At 63.9% G+C, this 16,852-nt stretch carries 5 protein-coding genes; all 5 read right to left on the minus strand.

Translation table 11 applies throughout. The annotated features are described in order from the left end of the window. Positions 1 to 38: 38 nt before the first annotated feature. The 5 genes from PQR27_RS24180 to PQR27_RS24200 are packed head-to-tail and all read right to left on the minus strand — an operon-like array spanning position 39 to position 16,488. Entirely contained in the window at positions 39 to 2,135 is a 2,097-nt protein-coding gene (locus PQR27_RS24180; RefSeq protein WP_179743709.1) for a site-2 protease family protein, read from the minus strand. Beyond that, a complete protein-coding gene (locus PQR27_RS24185; protein ID WP_408526166.1) occupies positions 2,135 to 3,475 on the minus strand; it encodes an efflux RND transporter periplasmic adaptor subunit in 1,341 nt (446 codons plus the stop codon). The genes PQR27_RS24180 and PQR27_RS24185 overlap by 1 nt, the downstream gene beginning before the upstream one ends. Then, a complete protein-coding gene (locus PQR27_RS24190; protein WP_179743713.1) occupies positions 3,472 to 4,248 on the minus strand; it encodes an efflux RND transporter periplasmic adaptor subunit in 777 nt (258 codons plus the stop codon). Before PQR27_RS24190 ends, PQR27_RS24185 begins: the two co-directional genes overlap by 4 nt. Further along, positions 4,229 to 5,863: a TolC family protein gene (locus PQR27_RS24195; protein WP_408526167.1), complete on the minus strand. Its 1,635-nt coding sequence runs from the start codon at positions 5,861 to 5,863 to the stop codon at positions 4,229 to 4,231. The genes PQR27_RS24190 and PQR27_RS24195 overlap by 20 nt, the downstream gene beginning before the upstream one ends. A gap of 20 nt (positions 5,864 to 5,883) precedes the next feature. Then, a complete protein-coding gene (locus tag PQR27_RS24200) occupies positions 5,884 to 16,488 on the minus strand; it encodes a cadherin-like domain-containing protein (protein WP_408526168.1) in 10,605 nt (3,534 codons plus the stop codon). Positions 16,489 to 16,852: the final 364 nt, after the last annotated feature.

The following is a 16,852-nucleotide window of genomic DNA, read 5'->3' on the forward strand; positions in this document are numbered from 1 at the left end:
AATGTTTTTGGTGTAGCGTTCTATCACTTCGCATTTCGCTAAAAGCCGCTCTCGCGAACCAGCGCCGCAATAAGATGCGTCGCGCCTTCCACTAACAAACTGCGTCGATTTCCGTCGATCTGCAACTGACCACGGGTTTCCCACAATCCAGGCGGTGCGCCGTCGAGTTGCACCACTACATGAAACATCGGCGGGTTCGGGATCAAGCTGTCGCGGTCGGCCGCCACGGTGATGGGGCCTTTGAAGCGCGACGCGAGCATCGGGTAGGGAAGCTGTCGCGCGCGCGTCGTGTCGATGGCAACGACGCGGCCGCGCACTGGCTCGGCCTGACCGGTGGGGTAGAAACGGGCTCCATCACCTGCGGCGAGCCGTTGAATATCATCCTGTTTGACAAACGCATCCACTTGCCAGCGGCTTGGGTCGACAAGCACGCCGACCGGCTCCTTGGAATTGATCCACTGGCCAGGCCGCCACTGCGGATCGACGTCCATCCACTGGCCTGCAAACGGTGCGTGCACGATCAGGCGAGCGATCTCTGAGCGCGCCGCTTGCGCCTCCTCGTATTGGACCCTGAGGCGCTCGCGAGTCGCTGCCTGTTGCTCAAGTCCGCCTGTGTCGGCGATCAGCCCTGCGAGCCGCGCCTCGTAACCTCGAATGCCCGCTTCACTGCCGCGCATATGCGAGGCGATGTCGGGCTCTTCCATGACCACCAGGGTGTCGTCGGGCTGTACGCGACCTGCCGGATGGATCGTTTGAATGCGGGCTGGAAACGGCACAAATACACGCAACTGCCGTTCTGTCCGGGCCACGCCTTCAGCGTGAATCTGCGTGCGCCATGGCAACGCAATCAATAATAGAACGGCGCCGGCCAATGCACAGAACAGCAACCGCCGGTTCGGCCTGATCTGGCTGCGGTTCACCCACCAGCAATTCACTTCACGCGTGATCGGCATCAGGATGAACCAGGTCACTTCGACGACAAACAGGAAAGCGCCGAGCGGCTTGAAGAAAAACAGATACACGGTCACCGCGATGCCAAGGAACAACACCAGCCGGTATAGCCATGTGACGAACTCGAAGGCGATCAGCATGCGCCGATGCGAGACACTGAACGGCTCGGGCCAATCTTCCTCGAAACCCAGCAGGGTGCGGCGGATGGCGACGCGCGCCAGCGCGGAAGCACGTTGATGCAGATTCGGAAAGTCGAGCAGATCGGACAGAATGAAATAACCATCGAAGCGCATGAAAGGACTCGCATTGAGTCCGAGCGATAGCACCCAGCTGGTGGTGGCCAGATACAGCAGTGCATTGCGCAAAGGCCCCGGGTCGGCGAGGGACCAGCCGAGCGTCGCCAGACCCGCGAGCGCGAGCTCGCACAGAATGCCGGCCGAGGCAATCGCGAGACGCTGGCGTGAACTGCGCAGTTTCCAGCTTTCACCGGTATCGGTGTAGAGCATCGGCCATAGCACGACGAACGCGATGCCCATGTGAGCCACGCGCAAGCCCAGCCGGGTGGCGACCAGCGCGTGCGCCAACTCGTGCAGCGTTTTGGCGACCACCAGTGCGACTGCGAAACTGAGCAGCCCTTCGGTCGAAAACGATTCGACCACGGCGCTCGTGAAGGTGTCCCATTGCTGCAAGACCAGGACGATCCCCAACAGACTGAGCAGCAGAACGACGATCGGTGTCTTCGGGGTGAACAGCCAGTCGAGTCGTTTTGCGACCCTCGCGAGCACCAACTGCGGACGCACTAACGGAATGCGAAAGAACAGATAGTGATGCAGCCACCATCGCCACGTCAGCCAGCCGCCGTTGCGGTCTCTCTGTTGCAGACGGGCAAGCGATTCGGGCGTCGGCTTGAGCAGTTCATGGCGTTCGAGGAAGCGGCGAAAGTCGACAATCTGGCTTATGTCCGGCCGCAACGCTGTCTGTTCGGTAATCTCCTGGCAAATTTTCGCAGGCGGCTTGTCCCAGCGGTTCAAACACTCGAATTCCAGCCAGCCTATGCGGTAAAAGCGGTTCACTACCATGTCCTGAATCATCCAGGAAGGCTCGCCGTCTTTGCCGCTTGACGCTTCGCCAAGACGCAGATCGTCGCGTAGGGCGGGTGAGGGCTGATCGGGATCAAATGGCATCACAGTCCCGTCCAGGCTCTGAGCGTGGCAAGCGGCCGGCGTACGACGTAGTAGGCGAGACTGACCTGCTTGCCATACAGCTTTGCCGTTCCGTGCAGGCCGAGACGCGCCTGATCGCGCGTGCCTTCGATGCTCGCCAGCAGCCGGTAGGCCACGATGCCGTCTTCGCTGGTCTTGGCCTGGTAGCTGGTTTCGAGAATCTTGCCGTGCAACGGGGCAAGCGGATAAGCCGTGAGATACAGGGTGACTTCCGCGCCCGGTTCGAGTGCGATCGCGTCGGCGACGGCAAGCTGGATCTGCATGGCGGGCCGCGCCGGGTCGGCAAGTTGCAAGATGCGCTCGCCGGTCACCACCGGTTTGCCGATCCAGTCGTTCGGATCGCTGAATATAGCAACGCCGGCCTCGGGCGCGAACACCTGCGTACGGCCTAGTTGCGCGGTGACGGCCGCGAGTTCGGCGCGCCGCTGCTCGGCAACGCCGCCGAGCACGGTCAGCTCGTTCTTGCTTTGTGGATTGTCAAACGCGCGCTGGCTCGCCGCCATCAGTTCCGCATCGGCGACGGCGACCTGCTTGCGCAACACTTCGACACGGCTTCGCAGGGACGTTTCATTGAGTGCGAACAGCAGCGTACCGGCGCTCACGCTCTGGTTAGGATGCACGGCAATGCGTTCGATCACCCCGTCGATTGGTGAACTGATGATCCGTGTGCCGCTCGAAACGATTTCGGCGGGCGCCAGAACGGTCTGACGAACCGGGATCAGCAACACCATCGCGGCGATCAGCAATGCGCCCACGCCTTGACGGCGTGACGGGCGCCAGCCGAGCCGGCGCCGTTGGCGAAGCAGGGCGCCCCAACAATAGCTCCATGTCAGCAGGACGCCGCGCAGCATGACAGGAATGCTGTTCACGGGGGGCTCGTCCAGCAGCACCAGCAATAGTCCGAGCCGTTTGCCGGTCTGCTCGTGAAGCGGCACACACCAGACGCCTGCCGGCCACCACTCGGCCCAGCCGTCCGCGATATCGGCGGGAGGTTCAACAGCGTCACGCGCGAGCCACTGCGGCTCGGCGCCGTTCAATTGCGAGGCTACCCAACGAGTCGCACGATGCAGCCACACGAGGTAAGGCGAGTCCTCGGCCGGTTTCGCCAGCCCCGAAATGCAGAGCAATTCAAAGCGCTTGCCATGTTCCGCCAACACGAGTGCCTGGCGGAAATTCAGCAACGAGTGCAGGTCGTTAGCCATCGTGAAAGCGAGCGAATTCACCGAGTCGGCGGCTAGCGCACGGTCGCGCAACGCGTCCAGATACAGCAGCAACTGCGGATGAGGGAGCGGCTCGTTCATTGTGTGCCCGGAAATCGCGCGATACCGCTCATGCCCGCCACCAGTTCGGGATGCTCGCTGTCGAGTTGCGCCTCGAGTTCGACGGTCTGGGCGACGGCATCCACCCGCGCGTTGACCGCGCTGACGTGCGCCGGATAGGTCTTGCCGGTTTCGTGGATCGTGATATCGATCCGTGCGCCCTGTTTCAGCTTGGCCAATAACGCGGAGGGGACGTTGAGCCGGACCTTGAGCGCACCGTCGCTGACGAGATCAAGGATGGGCGTGCCGGCGCTGACGGTTTGATACGGCTTGACGTAAACCTTGGCGACACGGCCGCCAAACGGTGCGCTCACCCGGCAATAGCTCAATTGCGCATTGGCGAGTGAGAGCGCGCCCTGGGCTTTCTCGACTTCCGTGGCGGACATCGCCACCTCGATATCGCCCGCTGCTTTCAGTTCGCGCAGACTGCGTTTCGCGTTCAGATTCTGTCTGGCCATGTTGAGCTCGGCTTTGGCAACGTCGGCACGCGCCCGCACTTCCGCGCAATTCAACTCGGCGAGCACGGCATTTCTCGCCACGGGCTTGCCAAGCGTTGCGCGCAGTTCGGTAATCGTGCCGTTCATCTGGCTGGAGAGCGTGGTTTCGAGATTTGGCGCGAGCAGGACGCGAATGGCGTTGGGGTCGTCGAACGCATCGCCGCTGCCCGCGGGCTTGGCCGCATGACCGGGCGTCACGGTGACAATCAGCGCAGTGGCGAGCAACGCACAGACGCGGTTATTGCAGAGCCTGCGCATGGCTGCCTCCGGGAGCCGCGAGTTGCGTGGCGTTGGCGGGCGTAGCCGACGAGGCGGGTTGCGATGATTGAGCAGCCGGCTGCGGTTGTGCCGGATCGGGCAATGGCGGCCCGGGCAGTTCCTGCTCCTTCTGCTGCTGGGCGACAACTGTTTTCTCTATCTCGTTCGCCAGCGTCCTGATGTCGTTTTTCGCGATTGCGTCGGGCATGACGTCAAAGCCGATCGAGTTATACAACCTTCCCCAGGCCGCCTGCGCATCGGAGTAAGCCGCTTCGCGTTGATAGCGTGAGAGCAGGTAGCGGCCTTCGGCGCGGATCACTTCCAGTTCCGACCCGAAAGAAGTCGTATGCGCGGCCTGAGCGTAGTCGAGGAGGCTGCGGTCCACGCGCAAGCTCTCGTCGGCGAATTCGACCTCCTGAAGGGATAACCTGTAGCGCAACGTGCCGACGCGAACCTGGGTGAGAATCGCCATTGATAGCGCGAGCCGCCGCATATCGTCCGTTTTCGTCGTGGAGTCCTGCTGCGCATTCAGCGCGGGGAGTTGCAGCAGCCTGAAGAGGTTCATCGATACGCGCACGCCAACCGCCGACCACAGGTTGTTGTAGAGAAACTCATTCGAGTCGTAATTCCTGCTGAGGTCGATACCTACGTTCGGCCAGAGTTGCGCCTTGGCTATCTTCAGGTCGTTCTCGTTGACCCGTTTGCGATACCACTCCTCCATGACCTCCGGACGGTTCTGCAAGGCCAACTGCTCGAGTTGCGGTTCGGGCGTCACCACGGCAGGTAACGCGCCTTCTTCCGTATCGGCGAGCACGAGCGGCGTGCCGGGCGGCAGGGACATCAGCGCGGCGAGTTCCGACTGGGCGAATTCGAGATCCTGGCGACGAATCGTTAGCAGCGAGACCGAGTCGAGCAGCGCGCGCTGGTAGGCGAGAATCTCCTGCTTCGGCAGCAGGCCTTTATCTTCGGCCTGGCGCGCCGCGCGCAACGCGATGTAGGTCCGCGCGAGCAACTGGTCGACTTCCGGTTTCAGCCGCTGTGCGGCCAGCGCGCGCCAATAGGCGTTGCGCACGTCCTGCAGCACGTTTTGGGCGACCTTGCGGCGGCGCTCCTCAGCCATCAGCATCTGATCGGCGCGCTGCTGCGTGCGGAAATAGGCGACGCCGAAATCGAGCAGATTCCAGCTCATCCCGAGCGCGGCGACCTGGTGATAGCGCTCCTCGGAAGTGGAAGGCCGCAAGCTGACCTGACGGTCCTGGATACCGATCGAGGTGCCGCCCGAGTCATTGCTGCGTCCCGAATAGCCCGCCGACGCCACGAGTTGCGGCAACATCTCGTTGGCGGACACATCGCGCAGATTGGCGGCCAGTGCCCCCTCCAGCAGTTTGAGCCGGTAGTCGAGGTTGTACTTGAGCGCGCGAGCGGCTGCTTCGTAGAAGGTGATCGGACCCGTGACCGGTTCCTGCTCGTTATACATCGACACCTGATCGTCGACCACCCGCTGGCGGACTTCCTCGCGCGTGGTCGGCCGCGGCTGTAGCGACGCGCAGCCTGTCAGCATCAGCATCGTGCATGCGACCGTGGCACTCAGGAGCTGCGCCGGGTGTTTCTGCATAACGTGTCCTCGTTCGAAAGCTAGCGCTCGACGGAATCTTTTGAGGGTGAATGCTTCGGCGGCAGCTTCGATGCCGCCGCTCCCAGTTGGGTCCGGAAGCTGTCCGCTGTCCGCGGCTTGTGCTGCTCGACGAGCGGTCGCAGTCCTGCCGTGAGATTTTCGGGAAGCGGCGCGAACACCGAGGGGTCGCTCAGCAGCCCGTCCGCGCTAAGGTCGGTGCGTCCGTGCCGGCCAAAAATCCACGCACGGTCGAGCGCGCTTTCGCGCTGGTCGAAGCGCACGGTCCGCCCGACGAATTCGCCGGGTATCAGACCGAGGCCGACTCCCACCAGATCTTCCGCCTCGCCAGGATCCAGCGGCCAGCCGAGCTGGCTGCCGTCTGCTTCGCGGAAGGACCACTGGGCTTGCAACGCGCCTTGTTCGACGACTTCCGTCACGAACGTCGCGGGCTCCAGCGATAAAGCCAATGGCGGCGTCAACAAGGAAGTTGAATCTCGTGAGAAGTTTGGCTCGTTGCCCGTAGGCTGGATGTAGGGTGCGGAGATATCGAGGTTGATCAGCAATTCCGCCCGGTCGGTGGCGCCAGCGGTGTCGCGGATCGTGTAGGTGAACGGGTCATGCAGCACCTGGCCGAGCCCGGCCGCGGCGAGCACCTGCGGATTGCTGAGATCGATGCTATAGGTGTAGCTGCCGTTCGCATTCAGAGTCAGCGTGCCATACTGGCCCGCGATGGCCTGGCCCACCGTGCCGGGCGTGCCGGCGCCGGTCTCCGTGCCGCTGCGCACGCCGACCACGCTCGTGTGATCGTTGGCGTCCACGTCGGTATCGTTCGACAGCACATTGCCGGTGGCCTGCGGCGCGGGTGTCTGGTCGCTCGCGTTGTTGCTATCGTTTTGCGCGACGGGGGCGTCGTTGGCGCCGTGAATCTGGATGGTGAGGGTGGCTTGCGCGGTCGCTCCCGCCGTATCGTGAATCCGGTAGGTGAACACTTCGGTGAGGGTGTCGCTGCGGGTACGCAGCGCCTGCACGGCGGTGTTGGCGTTATCCACCACATAGTCGTATGCGCCGTTGGCATTCACGGTGAGGTGCCCGTAACGGCCGCCGAGTGTGTCGCCGGCATTCGCCGCCTGACCTGTTTCGTTCGCGACGTCGACGACCTGTTTCGTCTCGCCGTTCGCCACGCTATCGACATCGGTGTCGTTGGCCAGCACATTGCCGCGCGCATCCTGTCCGGGCGTGCCGTTGTTCACGCCGCCTGCCTCGATTGCCGTGCCGCTATCGTTGTTTGCGACCGGCGTGTCGTTCTGCCCTTCGATGGTGACACGCAACTCCGCCGTGCTATGGCCGCCGAGTACATCGTCGACCGTGTAGGTGAACACGTCCTGCAGGCTCTGGCTGCTGGTACGCAGCGCCTGAACCGCCGCGAGGGTGTTGTCGACGGCATAGTGCCATGTGCCGTCCGCGCTCAATGTCAACGCGCCGTAGGCACCCTGCAACACGTTGCCGACCGAGCCGACTGTGCTGCCCACCGTCGACGTGTCCCCCGTGCGAATGGCGCCCACGTGCAGTGCGTCGCCTTCGGCGTCGGTGTCGTTGGTGAGGACATTGCCTGACGGGTCCAGTCCGGGCGCGCCGTTGTTGATGCCACCGGCTTCGAGCGCGGTCGCGGCATCGTTATGACCCACCGGTGGATCATTGCGTCCGCGCACGACGATCGTGAGTTGTGCGAGCGCCGACAGATTGCCCTGATCGGTGACCTGGTAGGTGAACACATCCGTCACGCTTTGCAGCGGACCAAGCGCAATGACGGTCGGATTCGATGAATCGACGCGATACACGTAAGTACCGTTGGCGCCGATGATCAGGTCGCCGTACTGACCGTGCAGGAGGGCGGCGTTCACGTCGCTCGTGCTGCCTGCCGCGACGGCCGTCAGCACGCCGCCGGCGGCCTGCGTCCCCACCCGGATCGCGGTTCCCGTCAGCGGATCGCCGGTGTCGACGTCGGTGTCGTTGATGAGAACGTTGCCGACCGGATTGACCGCATTGCCATTGCCGTTGTCCGCTGCGGCGAGTGCGAAGTCGTCAGTCGGCACTGGTGCGTCCCACGCGCCCTGAATCTGCACGGAAAGTTGCGCGATGTCGCTCGCGCCCGCGGTGTCGTGCATCCGGTAACTGAAGATATCCGTCACGCTCTGGCCGGGAATCAGGGCCTGCACCGCGGCGAGACTATTGTCGACCACGTAGGTGTAGCTGCCGTCCGGATTGATCGTGAGCGTGCCGTAAGTGGCGGCGATCGAGGTGGCGCCGCCAACGGTGGCGAACGCACCGCCGGCCGCTTCCGTGCCGCTGCGTGCGCCGTCCACGGTTTTCGTGTCGCCGGCATCCACGTCGGTGTCGTTGGTCAGCACATTGCCGGTCGGATTGACGCCCGGGGTGCCGTTGCTGGTGCCTCCGGCTTCGACGGCGATGGCCTGGTCGTTCTGGGCGACGGGCGTATCGTTCTGCCCGGAGATGACGATGTCGAGTTCCGCCTGATCGGTGGCGCCATGCGAGTCAGTCACCGTGTATGTGAAGCGCTCGACCAGTTGATCGGTGGCCAGACGCAACGCCTGCACATCGGTGTCGCTGTTATCCACGATGTAACTGTAGCTGCCGTTTGCGTTCAGTATCAGCCTGCCATATTGGCCTTGCAGTGCTTGCGCCACGATGCCGGCGACGCCAGTACCACCTTCCGCGCCGGTGCGGATGCCGGCCACGGCGAGCGCATCGCCTTCTGGGTCGCTGTCGTTGGTGAGCACGTTGCCAGCAGGGTTGACGCCGGCCGTCGCGTTGTTCGTGCCGCCCGCTTCCTGGGCCTGCGCGGTGTCGTTCTGCGCCACGGGTGAGTCGTTCACGCCGGTTACGGTGACAACCAGTTGCGCCTGATCTGTCAAGCCGCTGGTATCGATGATCTGATAGGTGAACGTTTCCGTCAGCGTCGCGCCAGCTGCGAGTGCCCGGACCGCCGCATTATTGCTGTCGACGTCGTAGGTATAGGAGCCGTCCGCGCCAATGTGCAAGCTGCCGTAGCTGCCCGTTACCGTAGTCCCGTTGACCGATGTCGTGCCGGCCGCCACCCCGGTCAGCACGCCTCCCGCGGTTTCAAGGCCGGTGCGGATGCCGTCGACGTGGAGGACGGTGTCCGGCTGGTCGGTATGGTCGACGTCCGTGTCTATGCCATTGCCACCGAGCTGATCGACGGTGCCCGGGCGGCTGGCAGTCGTGATGAGGTTGCCGTTCGGGTTCACCGGATTCACGCCGAGGCTCGCCGAGCCGGCAGTCGCGCTCGCCGCGTCGTCGCTGGCAACGGGGTTGTCGTTTGCGCCATGAATCTGGATCTGCAACTGGGCCAGGTCGCTCAGCCCCCCGGCGTCGGTGAGTTGATACGTGAAGGTGTCGACGAGCGGTGCGTCCGTGGGTACGAGCTGCTGCACCGCTGCGTTGTTGTTGTCGACTACGTAGCGATAGGTGCCGTCGGCGCCGATCGTCAACGTGCCGTACGTGCCGACGATGGCCGTGCCGGTGCTGCTGGTGGTGCCCGCCGTGACGGTGCTGAGCGGACTGTTCACCGCGCTTTCCGGCTGGTTGACAATTCCCGTCACCTGTTTCGTTTCGCCGTTCGCGGCGCTATCCACATCGGTGTCGTTGGTCAGCACGTTGCCCGTTGCATCGCTGCCGGCCGTCGTGTTGCGCACACCGCCTGCCTCGGTGGCCGAGCCGCTATCGTCGACACCGACCGGCGTATCGTTGGCACCGTGGATCGTGACCGTCAGCGTGGCGCTCGCGCGTGCGTTGGAATTGTCGAACACCAGATACGTGAACGTCTCGGTCAATGTCTGGCCGGAGAGTCGCAGCGCCTGCACCGCGGCATTGCTGTTATCCACCACGTACTGATAGCCGCCGTTGGCGCCGATTACCAGGGTGCCGTAGTGTCCGACGGACGAATTCTGGCCGATGGTCGGCAGATTGGTGACCGCGCCGTCCTGATTGGTGACGTTGACCACACGCAATGCGTCGCCATTGGTCGCGATGTCGACGTCGGTATCGTTGTTCAGCACGTTGCCGGTCGGATTGACGCCTGGCTGGTTGTTAGCGTTGCCGCCAGCTTCGGTTGCATCGGCGGTATCGTTGATGGCAACCGGCGCATCGTTCACCGCGATCACCGTGATCGGCAGCGTGCTGAGCGCGGTGAGTGCGTCGCTGGGCTCGCCAGGAATGCCATCGCCGTCGTGATCGCCGAAGTTGCCCTGATCGTTCGTGTTGACCGTGAGCGTGTCGGCGCCGTTGAAGTTCGCGTTGCCGAGATACTGAAGATTGGCGAGCGCGGCATTGAGGCTGGTCAGCGTGCCGGTCAGCGTCAATGCCGCAGTATTGGCGCCGGACTCGGCCACGCCGGCAGGCAGGCCACTGAGCGACAGCGTGCCGTGCAGCACGGTGAGGGTGATCTGCAGATTGCCGTTGCCCGCATCGACATCGCCGACGCTTATGCCGGCGATACTGAAGAGGGTGTCTTCCAGCCCCGACTGCGGCGTGGCGGGCAGGGTGTTGACCGGCGCGTCGTTCTGTTCGACATAGCCGGCATTGGCGCCGGCCGTGCCGCCGTCAGCGAGCGTGACGCCGATCGTGCCGAGCGGCGTGGCGGTGTCGCTGTCGATGCGCACGGCCAGCGTGCCCACCGGTTGCGGATAGCTGAGCGTGCCCGTAGGTGTCTGAATCTGATAGGTGCCCTCTGCCAGCACCCCGAAGTGATATTGGCCGTTGCCGTCCGTGGTGGTCGTATAGACGAGGTTGTCGGCGGTCGTGCTCAAGTTGCCGTCGGCGCCGGCCCAGGTGAGTGTGACAGTCTGGCCGGCGAGGCCGGGCCCATCCGGCGTGGCGGAACTGGTCGCCGACGCCGTGTCATCCCACAGCGTGCCGGCGATGACGCCGAGTCCCGCGCCGGCCTCGCGCACATACGTGTTGGGGCTGGCGCCACTGCCCGTGCGCTCGCCGTTGGCGCTGCCCGGCGTGCCGACGTTCGAGCCGCCCCACGTCGTGAAGCTGTCCGGCAAGCTGGTCCAGGTGACGCCCGCGTTGGTGGTGGGAATCGCCGTCTGATTGGGGGCGTCGGCCGCATAGAAGACGGACACCTGACTACCCGGATCGAGCTTCGCGAAGGTCATGTGCAGGCCGCCTGTCATGTCGACGGTTACACCGACGCCCGCAAGCTGCGCGGCGGTGTACGACACGCCGTTAATGACCAGATGATCGAACGTGTAATTCGTCGCGGTGGGAAAGCTGTCGTTCAGTACGACGTCATACGCGGGCGAGCCGCCGCTTTGCGTGAAGCTGATGTCGACGTCAGCGGTGCCGAGCCCGGCTGTCGCGCTGTTCGGATTGAAGCTATAGACCTGCTTGGCCATGCCGGTGATAGTCGGCTCGGCCACGTCTTCGCGCACAGTCTGCGCGGTGGACAGATTCGCCGTGCCCGAACGGTCGACCGCCGTTGCGCTCAACACAGTCCCGCCGGCATTCGATGCCTGGTTCTCCACGCGCGCATTGAACTCGAGTGAGACGCCTTCACGATCGGAGTCGTTGTCCTGATTGACCAGATCGCCGAGGTGGAAGGTAATCACCTCGTTGCCGTTGGCGTCAGCCGCGACGGTGATTTCCGCTGGGTTGAGCACGCCGGTCGGCGCGGCGCCGGATAAATCCGCCGTAATCGGCTGGGCCTGCGGGCTCGCCTGGTTGCCCGTCACGTTCAGCACGCCGCTGGAAATCAGAGCGGTGATATCCGTTTGCACACCGTTGTTCGAGATGAACACGATGCGCGTCGTGCCGTCGTTGATGAAACTGAGGCCGTTCTGCAAGGTGATCTGCAGGCTGTAGTCGTTGGTCGCGCCTTCGGCCAGCAGCGCCACCACGCGGTAGCGGATCACTTCGCCGACCGTTACGCTTTCGTCCGTGGCGTTGGTGGGCGATGCCGCTGGCGTATCTGTCAGGCCGCCCACGCGGGACACGATGACTTCCTGCGCGACCGGCACGGTCAGCGTCGCGCTGGTTTGATAGTCGTTGAGCACGCCGCTGTTGAGCGGGCCGTCCACGCCGGTTCGTTCCCCGGCCGGATCGGCGGTGCCGGACGTGGTGCCGTTCAGGCTGGTCCACTGCACGCTTGCCGTGTTGTTGAACGACGGCTCACTCGCCGCGGCCGGGAGCACGGTGCCAGAGACCCGGATCGTGATGCTGCCGCCTTTGACGATGTCGATATTGGCGCCGCTGGCGGTGCGCAACTGGCCGCCCACCAGTTCGAAGTCCACCCCGCCGTTATTGGTCGCACCGCCTTGATACGTCACGCCGAGGAGTGCGACGTTGCCGAGTTCCGCGGGCAGGGCGTCGCGAAAGCTGATGTCGAACGCGTCGAAGTCCGAGGCCGATGCGCCGTTGCCGATGGTGATGTCGTATTCGACCGTGTCGCCCTGATCGACGCCGAGGCCGGGGTTGGTTGCCGTGGCTTGTGTGACCTGCAACGTGGGCTCGCGTATCACAACCGTCGGCGCCGTGCCGCTCTGCGAAACCGTGCGGTCCACTGCCGCGGCGGCATTCGGCGTGTCGCCGTCCGGGTCGCTGAAGCTTAGCTGGCCGGTATTGGTCAACGCGACGCCGGCCTGATTGCTGGCGACATCGCTCGCCACCAGCTGGACGCGAATCACAAACGTGTTGTTGCCCGTGACGTTGTCCGCTGTCGCGTTCGACACGCTGAAGGTCCAGCGTGTCGCGGCGCCGTCGCTGCCCAGTGTGCCGGACAAGGCCGCGAGACTGCCGACCGTTACCGTGCCGTTGAAATCCGCGGCGAGCGCCGCGCTGCCCGTCGCGGTCGTGATGATCTGATAGCCGAGCCCGCCGTTGTAACTGGTATCGAGATGCAGCCCCGCTGGAATCAGGTCGTCGATGCGCAGATTCTGCGTGCCGCCCTCCGGCAAAGTGACGACGATGTCGTACTGCATGCTTTCGCCGATCACCAGATCGCTGCCGGTAGTGTGCGTGGCGCTGGAGTCGCCGTTATCGAGCGAGCCGCCCGCGTACTGCACGCTGACCGTTGGCGACGCAATCTGTTCGTTGGCGGTGTCGGTCGGATCGGTAGGTGTGAAGTCGGTGCCATTCTCCACGCTGCCGTAGTGGTTCAGCGTTGCGACGGTCTGCAAGGTGCTGGCGGCGGGAATCGCGGTGCCGACGGTCACGTCGTACGTGATGATGACGAGGTTCGCGCCGCTGGTATCGGCCGTGGTATCGGTCCGGCCGGGCAGCAAACTCGCGACATTGCCGGCATCGAGAAAAGTCACCGCATTGCCGGCCACCTGGTAATCGACGCCCAGCACCAGCTGCGTACCGTCGCCGCGATAAACCTCGAGCCCCGACGCAGCGAGACTGCCGCCCACGAACTGCAGGCTGGACGGTAAGGCCACACTGGTGGAGACATCGAAGGCGCCGCCGCCACCGGCGTTTTCGATAGCCGTGGCAAGCCGCAGCGTGTCGCCGGCATCGATGCCAGTCACGTTGCCATCCACCGCAGTCAGATCCGTCACGGTGCCGATAAAGGGCGCGCCCGTAGTGCCCGGCGCACTCCATGTGCCGGAGGTGCCAGTAATCGTTCCCTCGCTGCTGGAGACTACGCCTTGCTTGATTGCGAGCGTCGGTTCGGCAACGGAGACGATTACCGCGACGTCGGAAGACACCAGAGGCTGGTGAGCAATCGTGGTGACCTGACTCGATTGGGCCAGCACGTCGAGTGAGCGCTGATCGGCGTAGGGCTGATCGCCGACGCGCAACGTGAATTGCGCCTGGATCGTGCTGCCGCCCACTGCGTTGGTGGCGAAACTGCCGAAGTTGAAGACGAGCGAATTGCCCGCTCCGTCCGCGACGCTGACGAGCGCACCCGCATTGGTATTACCTGCGCCGAGGGACCATTGACCGACACCGCTGCCTTCACTCCAGTTGATGCCTGCCACGTTGAGCAGCGGCAACGGCAGATACGCCGACAGCGCCAATTGCTCGTAATCGCCCGTCACGAGGTCGTAGGTCAACGTAAAGGTCACGACGTCGCCCGGATTCAACTCGCCGCTGGATGGCGGTGCGCCTCCGTTGACCGTGGTCAACTGGATATCGACGGTATGGGTGGGAACAATGCTCGACGTCTCGGACCGGTCGGACACCAGGTCGCCGGTCAGATTCAGATTGTCGACCAGCAGGCTGGCGGTAGCGCTCGCTTGATTGCCGAACGCATCGCCCTCATTGATTTCGCTTTGTGCATAGGCGGTCGTGTAGGCCTGATCGACCACCGCGCTGTAGGCGATCTGCGCGGTCGTGGCGCCCTGCAGGACGTTGTCGAAGGCCAGATCGCCGGCAAGGCCGCCGATCTGCTGGCCACTCGCGGCCCGGATCGAGGCGCCGATGTCGAACGTGATCGTCGTCGTGCCGTCCGCGTTGACCCTGCTGGTGCTGACGAGCGCGATCGTGTGGACTACGCCTGCTACCGTATAGGTGAACGTCGGCGCGCCGGTCAGCGTCTGGCCGTCGCTCAACTGGTCGGTGATGACGAATTGCCCCTGGCCGAGCAAGGTCTGGCCGGCGGCGAAATAGTCGGAGATGTCGACGTTGAGCGTGTAGCGGAGCATGTCGCCCGGCGTGAGCCCTGCCGTGCCCGTGTCGGTCTGTATCGCGACCTGCTTTTCCAGGGTAACGGCTTTGGCCACGAAAGTCGTGCCGGTGCCATCGCCGGTTCCGGAAAAGGGAATGGTGGTTTGCGGCGGTGTGAGATCGCGCGGGTCGAGTGGGACCCATGTGCCGCTGCCGGCCGCGGTGCCGAAGGTAATCGTGACATCGCTGCCGGACACCGGATCGATGACGGGCTGTCCGAGCGCGTCCGTTTCGGGCACGTAAAAGCTGACCACCGTGCTGGCCGGCGCGGCGAGCGTGGCATAGGCCACCGAATACGAGCGGATGAACACGCTATCGCTGTTGATTGCGGCCGTGATCAACGGGGCATTCGTCAAGACGGTACCGTCCTGCAACGTAAGAGACGTGATGGTGCCGCCCGCGCCTGGTGTGATAGCGGTGACCTGGACGTTGGCCGGGATGTCCTGGGTCACGACCACATTGCTGAGCGTTTGCCCCGGCGCGGGCGTGGCGGTCACTGTTTCAGTGTGAACGTAATTCGGGCCGCTCACGGTCTCGCCTTCGGTCATATTGACTGTCTGATCGAGCGTGACGACCGTCGGATGCACGACGAAATTCTGAAAGGTGGCTTCGACCAGGGTCGGGTCGGTGGTCGGATTGTCGAGCTGATCGTTGCCGAACTGGAAGCCGCCGCGCGCCTGAATGGTGAGGTCCGGCGTGCTGTTGGAAAAGGCGGTATCGGCCAGATCGCTCAGCTTCGCTGTCACCTGAATGGCAATCGCGGGCTGACCCTGCGAGACACTGGCGAACGGCAATTCAAGCACCACCAGTTCGTCGCCCGGGCGCAGCCCGTACGTAGCGGCGTTAATAACAAGCGGATTGCCGTTGGCGTCCCTGGCGAGCGGGTGAATGGCGTTGCCGTTCGCGTCGAAGCTCACGACCAGCGCGGTGACCGCCTGACCGAGATAGCTCGCTGAAACGAATGACACGCCGTCGTTGCCGTCCTTGCCTGTCACCGGGACGAGCAGGTCGATGTAAGGCGCGTAGCCCACCTGCGTCGAGGGATTCGTGAACGACACAGTGAAAGTGAACGGGTCGCCCAGCAGCACATCGCTGCCGGCCGTCGACACAGTGGCCGTCGGGCTCGCATCGGCAAGCAGGCCGTCGTAGTGAGCGAGCGCGTCGCTGCTTAGCGCGATTGGCTTGTCGAGCCTGCCGCTCGTGACCTCGAGCGTCCAGTCGCCGCCAGCTGCCGTGCTGCCGGTCGCATTACTCGAGGCGCCGACCGTCGCGCCAGTCAGGCAAGCCAGTTCCTGAACGAGTGCGTGGCCCGCGGCGCCCGCGCCGACATCGCAGCCATACAGTTCGATATCCGCATCCGCGTTCAGACCGCCGCGCCAGGCGCCGAGCGTGCCGGCCATCTGCATGATGTTGGTGCTGGTGAAAGTCTGATTGCCGAGGGTGAATTGGCCTGCGGCGCCGTGCGAGAAGATCTGGATCGAGTCGACTTTGCCCATTGATGCCAGCGCCGCGCTGATCGCCGGGACAGCGTCCTGACCCGGGTCGATGACCAGCACCCGCGTGTTGGCGGGCAGATGGTTCAGCAATTCGTTGCCATTTTCGACGCGGCTATCGAGTACCAGCAGATTTTGTGCGGCAGGTGGCGCAGCCGGCGCTGTAGGAGGCGCTGTTACCGCGCGTGCGGTGGAGGCGGGCGGGGCGACGCGAGCCTCCACGGTGGCCGCGTGTTCCGTGGCGCTTGCAGCATGCGCCGGGTCGCTGTGGTGTTGGTGGTCAGCCGCGCTCGCCGCCGCGCCATCAAAGAGGATTCTCGGCTCCAGAGCCAGCGCATGGCTTCGCGGGCGGAAGCCATCGAATACTTTCGACGATGGGTGCGCGACGGGCATTTTCTCTACGACCCCCTGATAAAGCATTGATGCACTGCAGCACGACTCGTCGCTGTCTTCCCGGTGACTATCCGGCGCCGATTGGTTCAGCAAGACGCTACCGGTCCGATAGCGATTCTTTCACACAGCAATTGCGGCAATCGGTCAATTGAGCAGGCCGATGACATTCGCACGAATAAGCGGCCCTTTTGCATTCACATAAATCGCGTTGCAGAGCGCCACGCCAATTCCCCTGCCAATGCCCGCATTCGATAAAAGTGAAGCGAGTGCTGACGGGGCGCGCTCGCCATTGCCCGAGCCGGGCGATCCACCCTATAAGAAGTGTCGTGCTGCCACGGGGGCCGCGCTATCGGGGTGTGGGGCAACGAAATTGCCCTTCGGGGCAAGCTTA

Source organism: Paraburkholderia fungorum, from assembly GCF_046027215.1.
Taxonomy (GTDB): domain Bacteria; phylum Pseudomonadota; class Gammaproteobacteria; order Burkholderiales; family Burkholderiaceae; genus Paraburkholderia; species Paraburkholderia fungorum_D.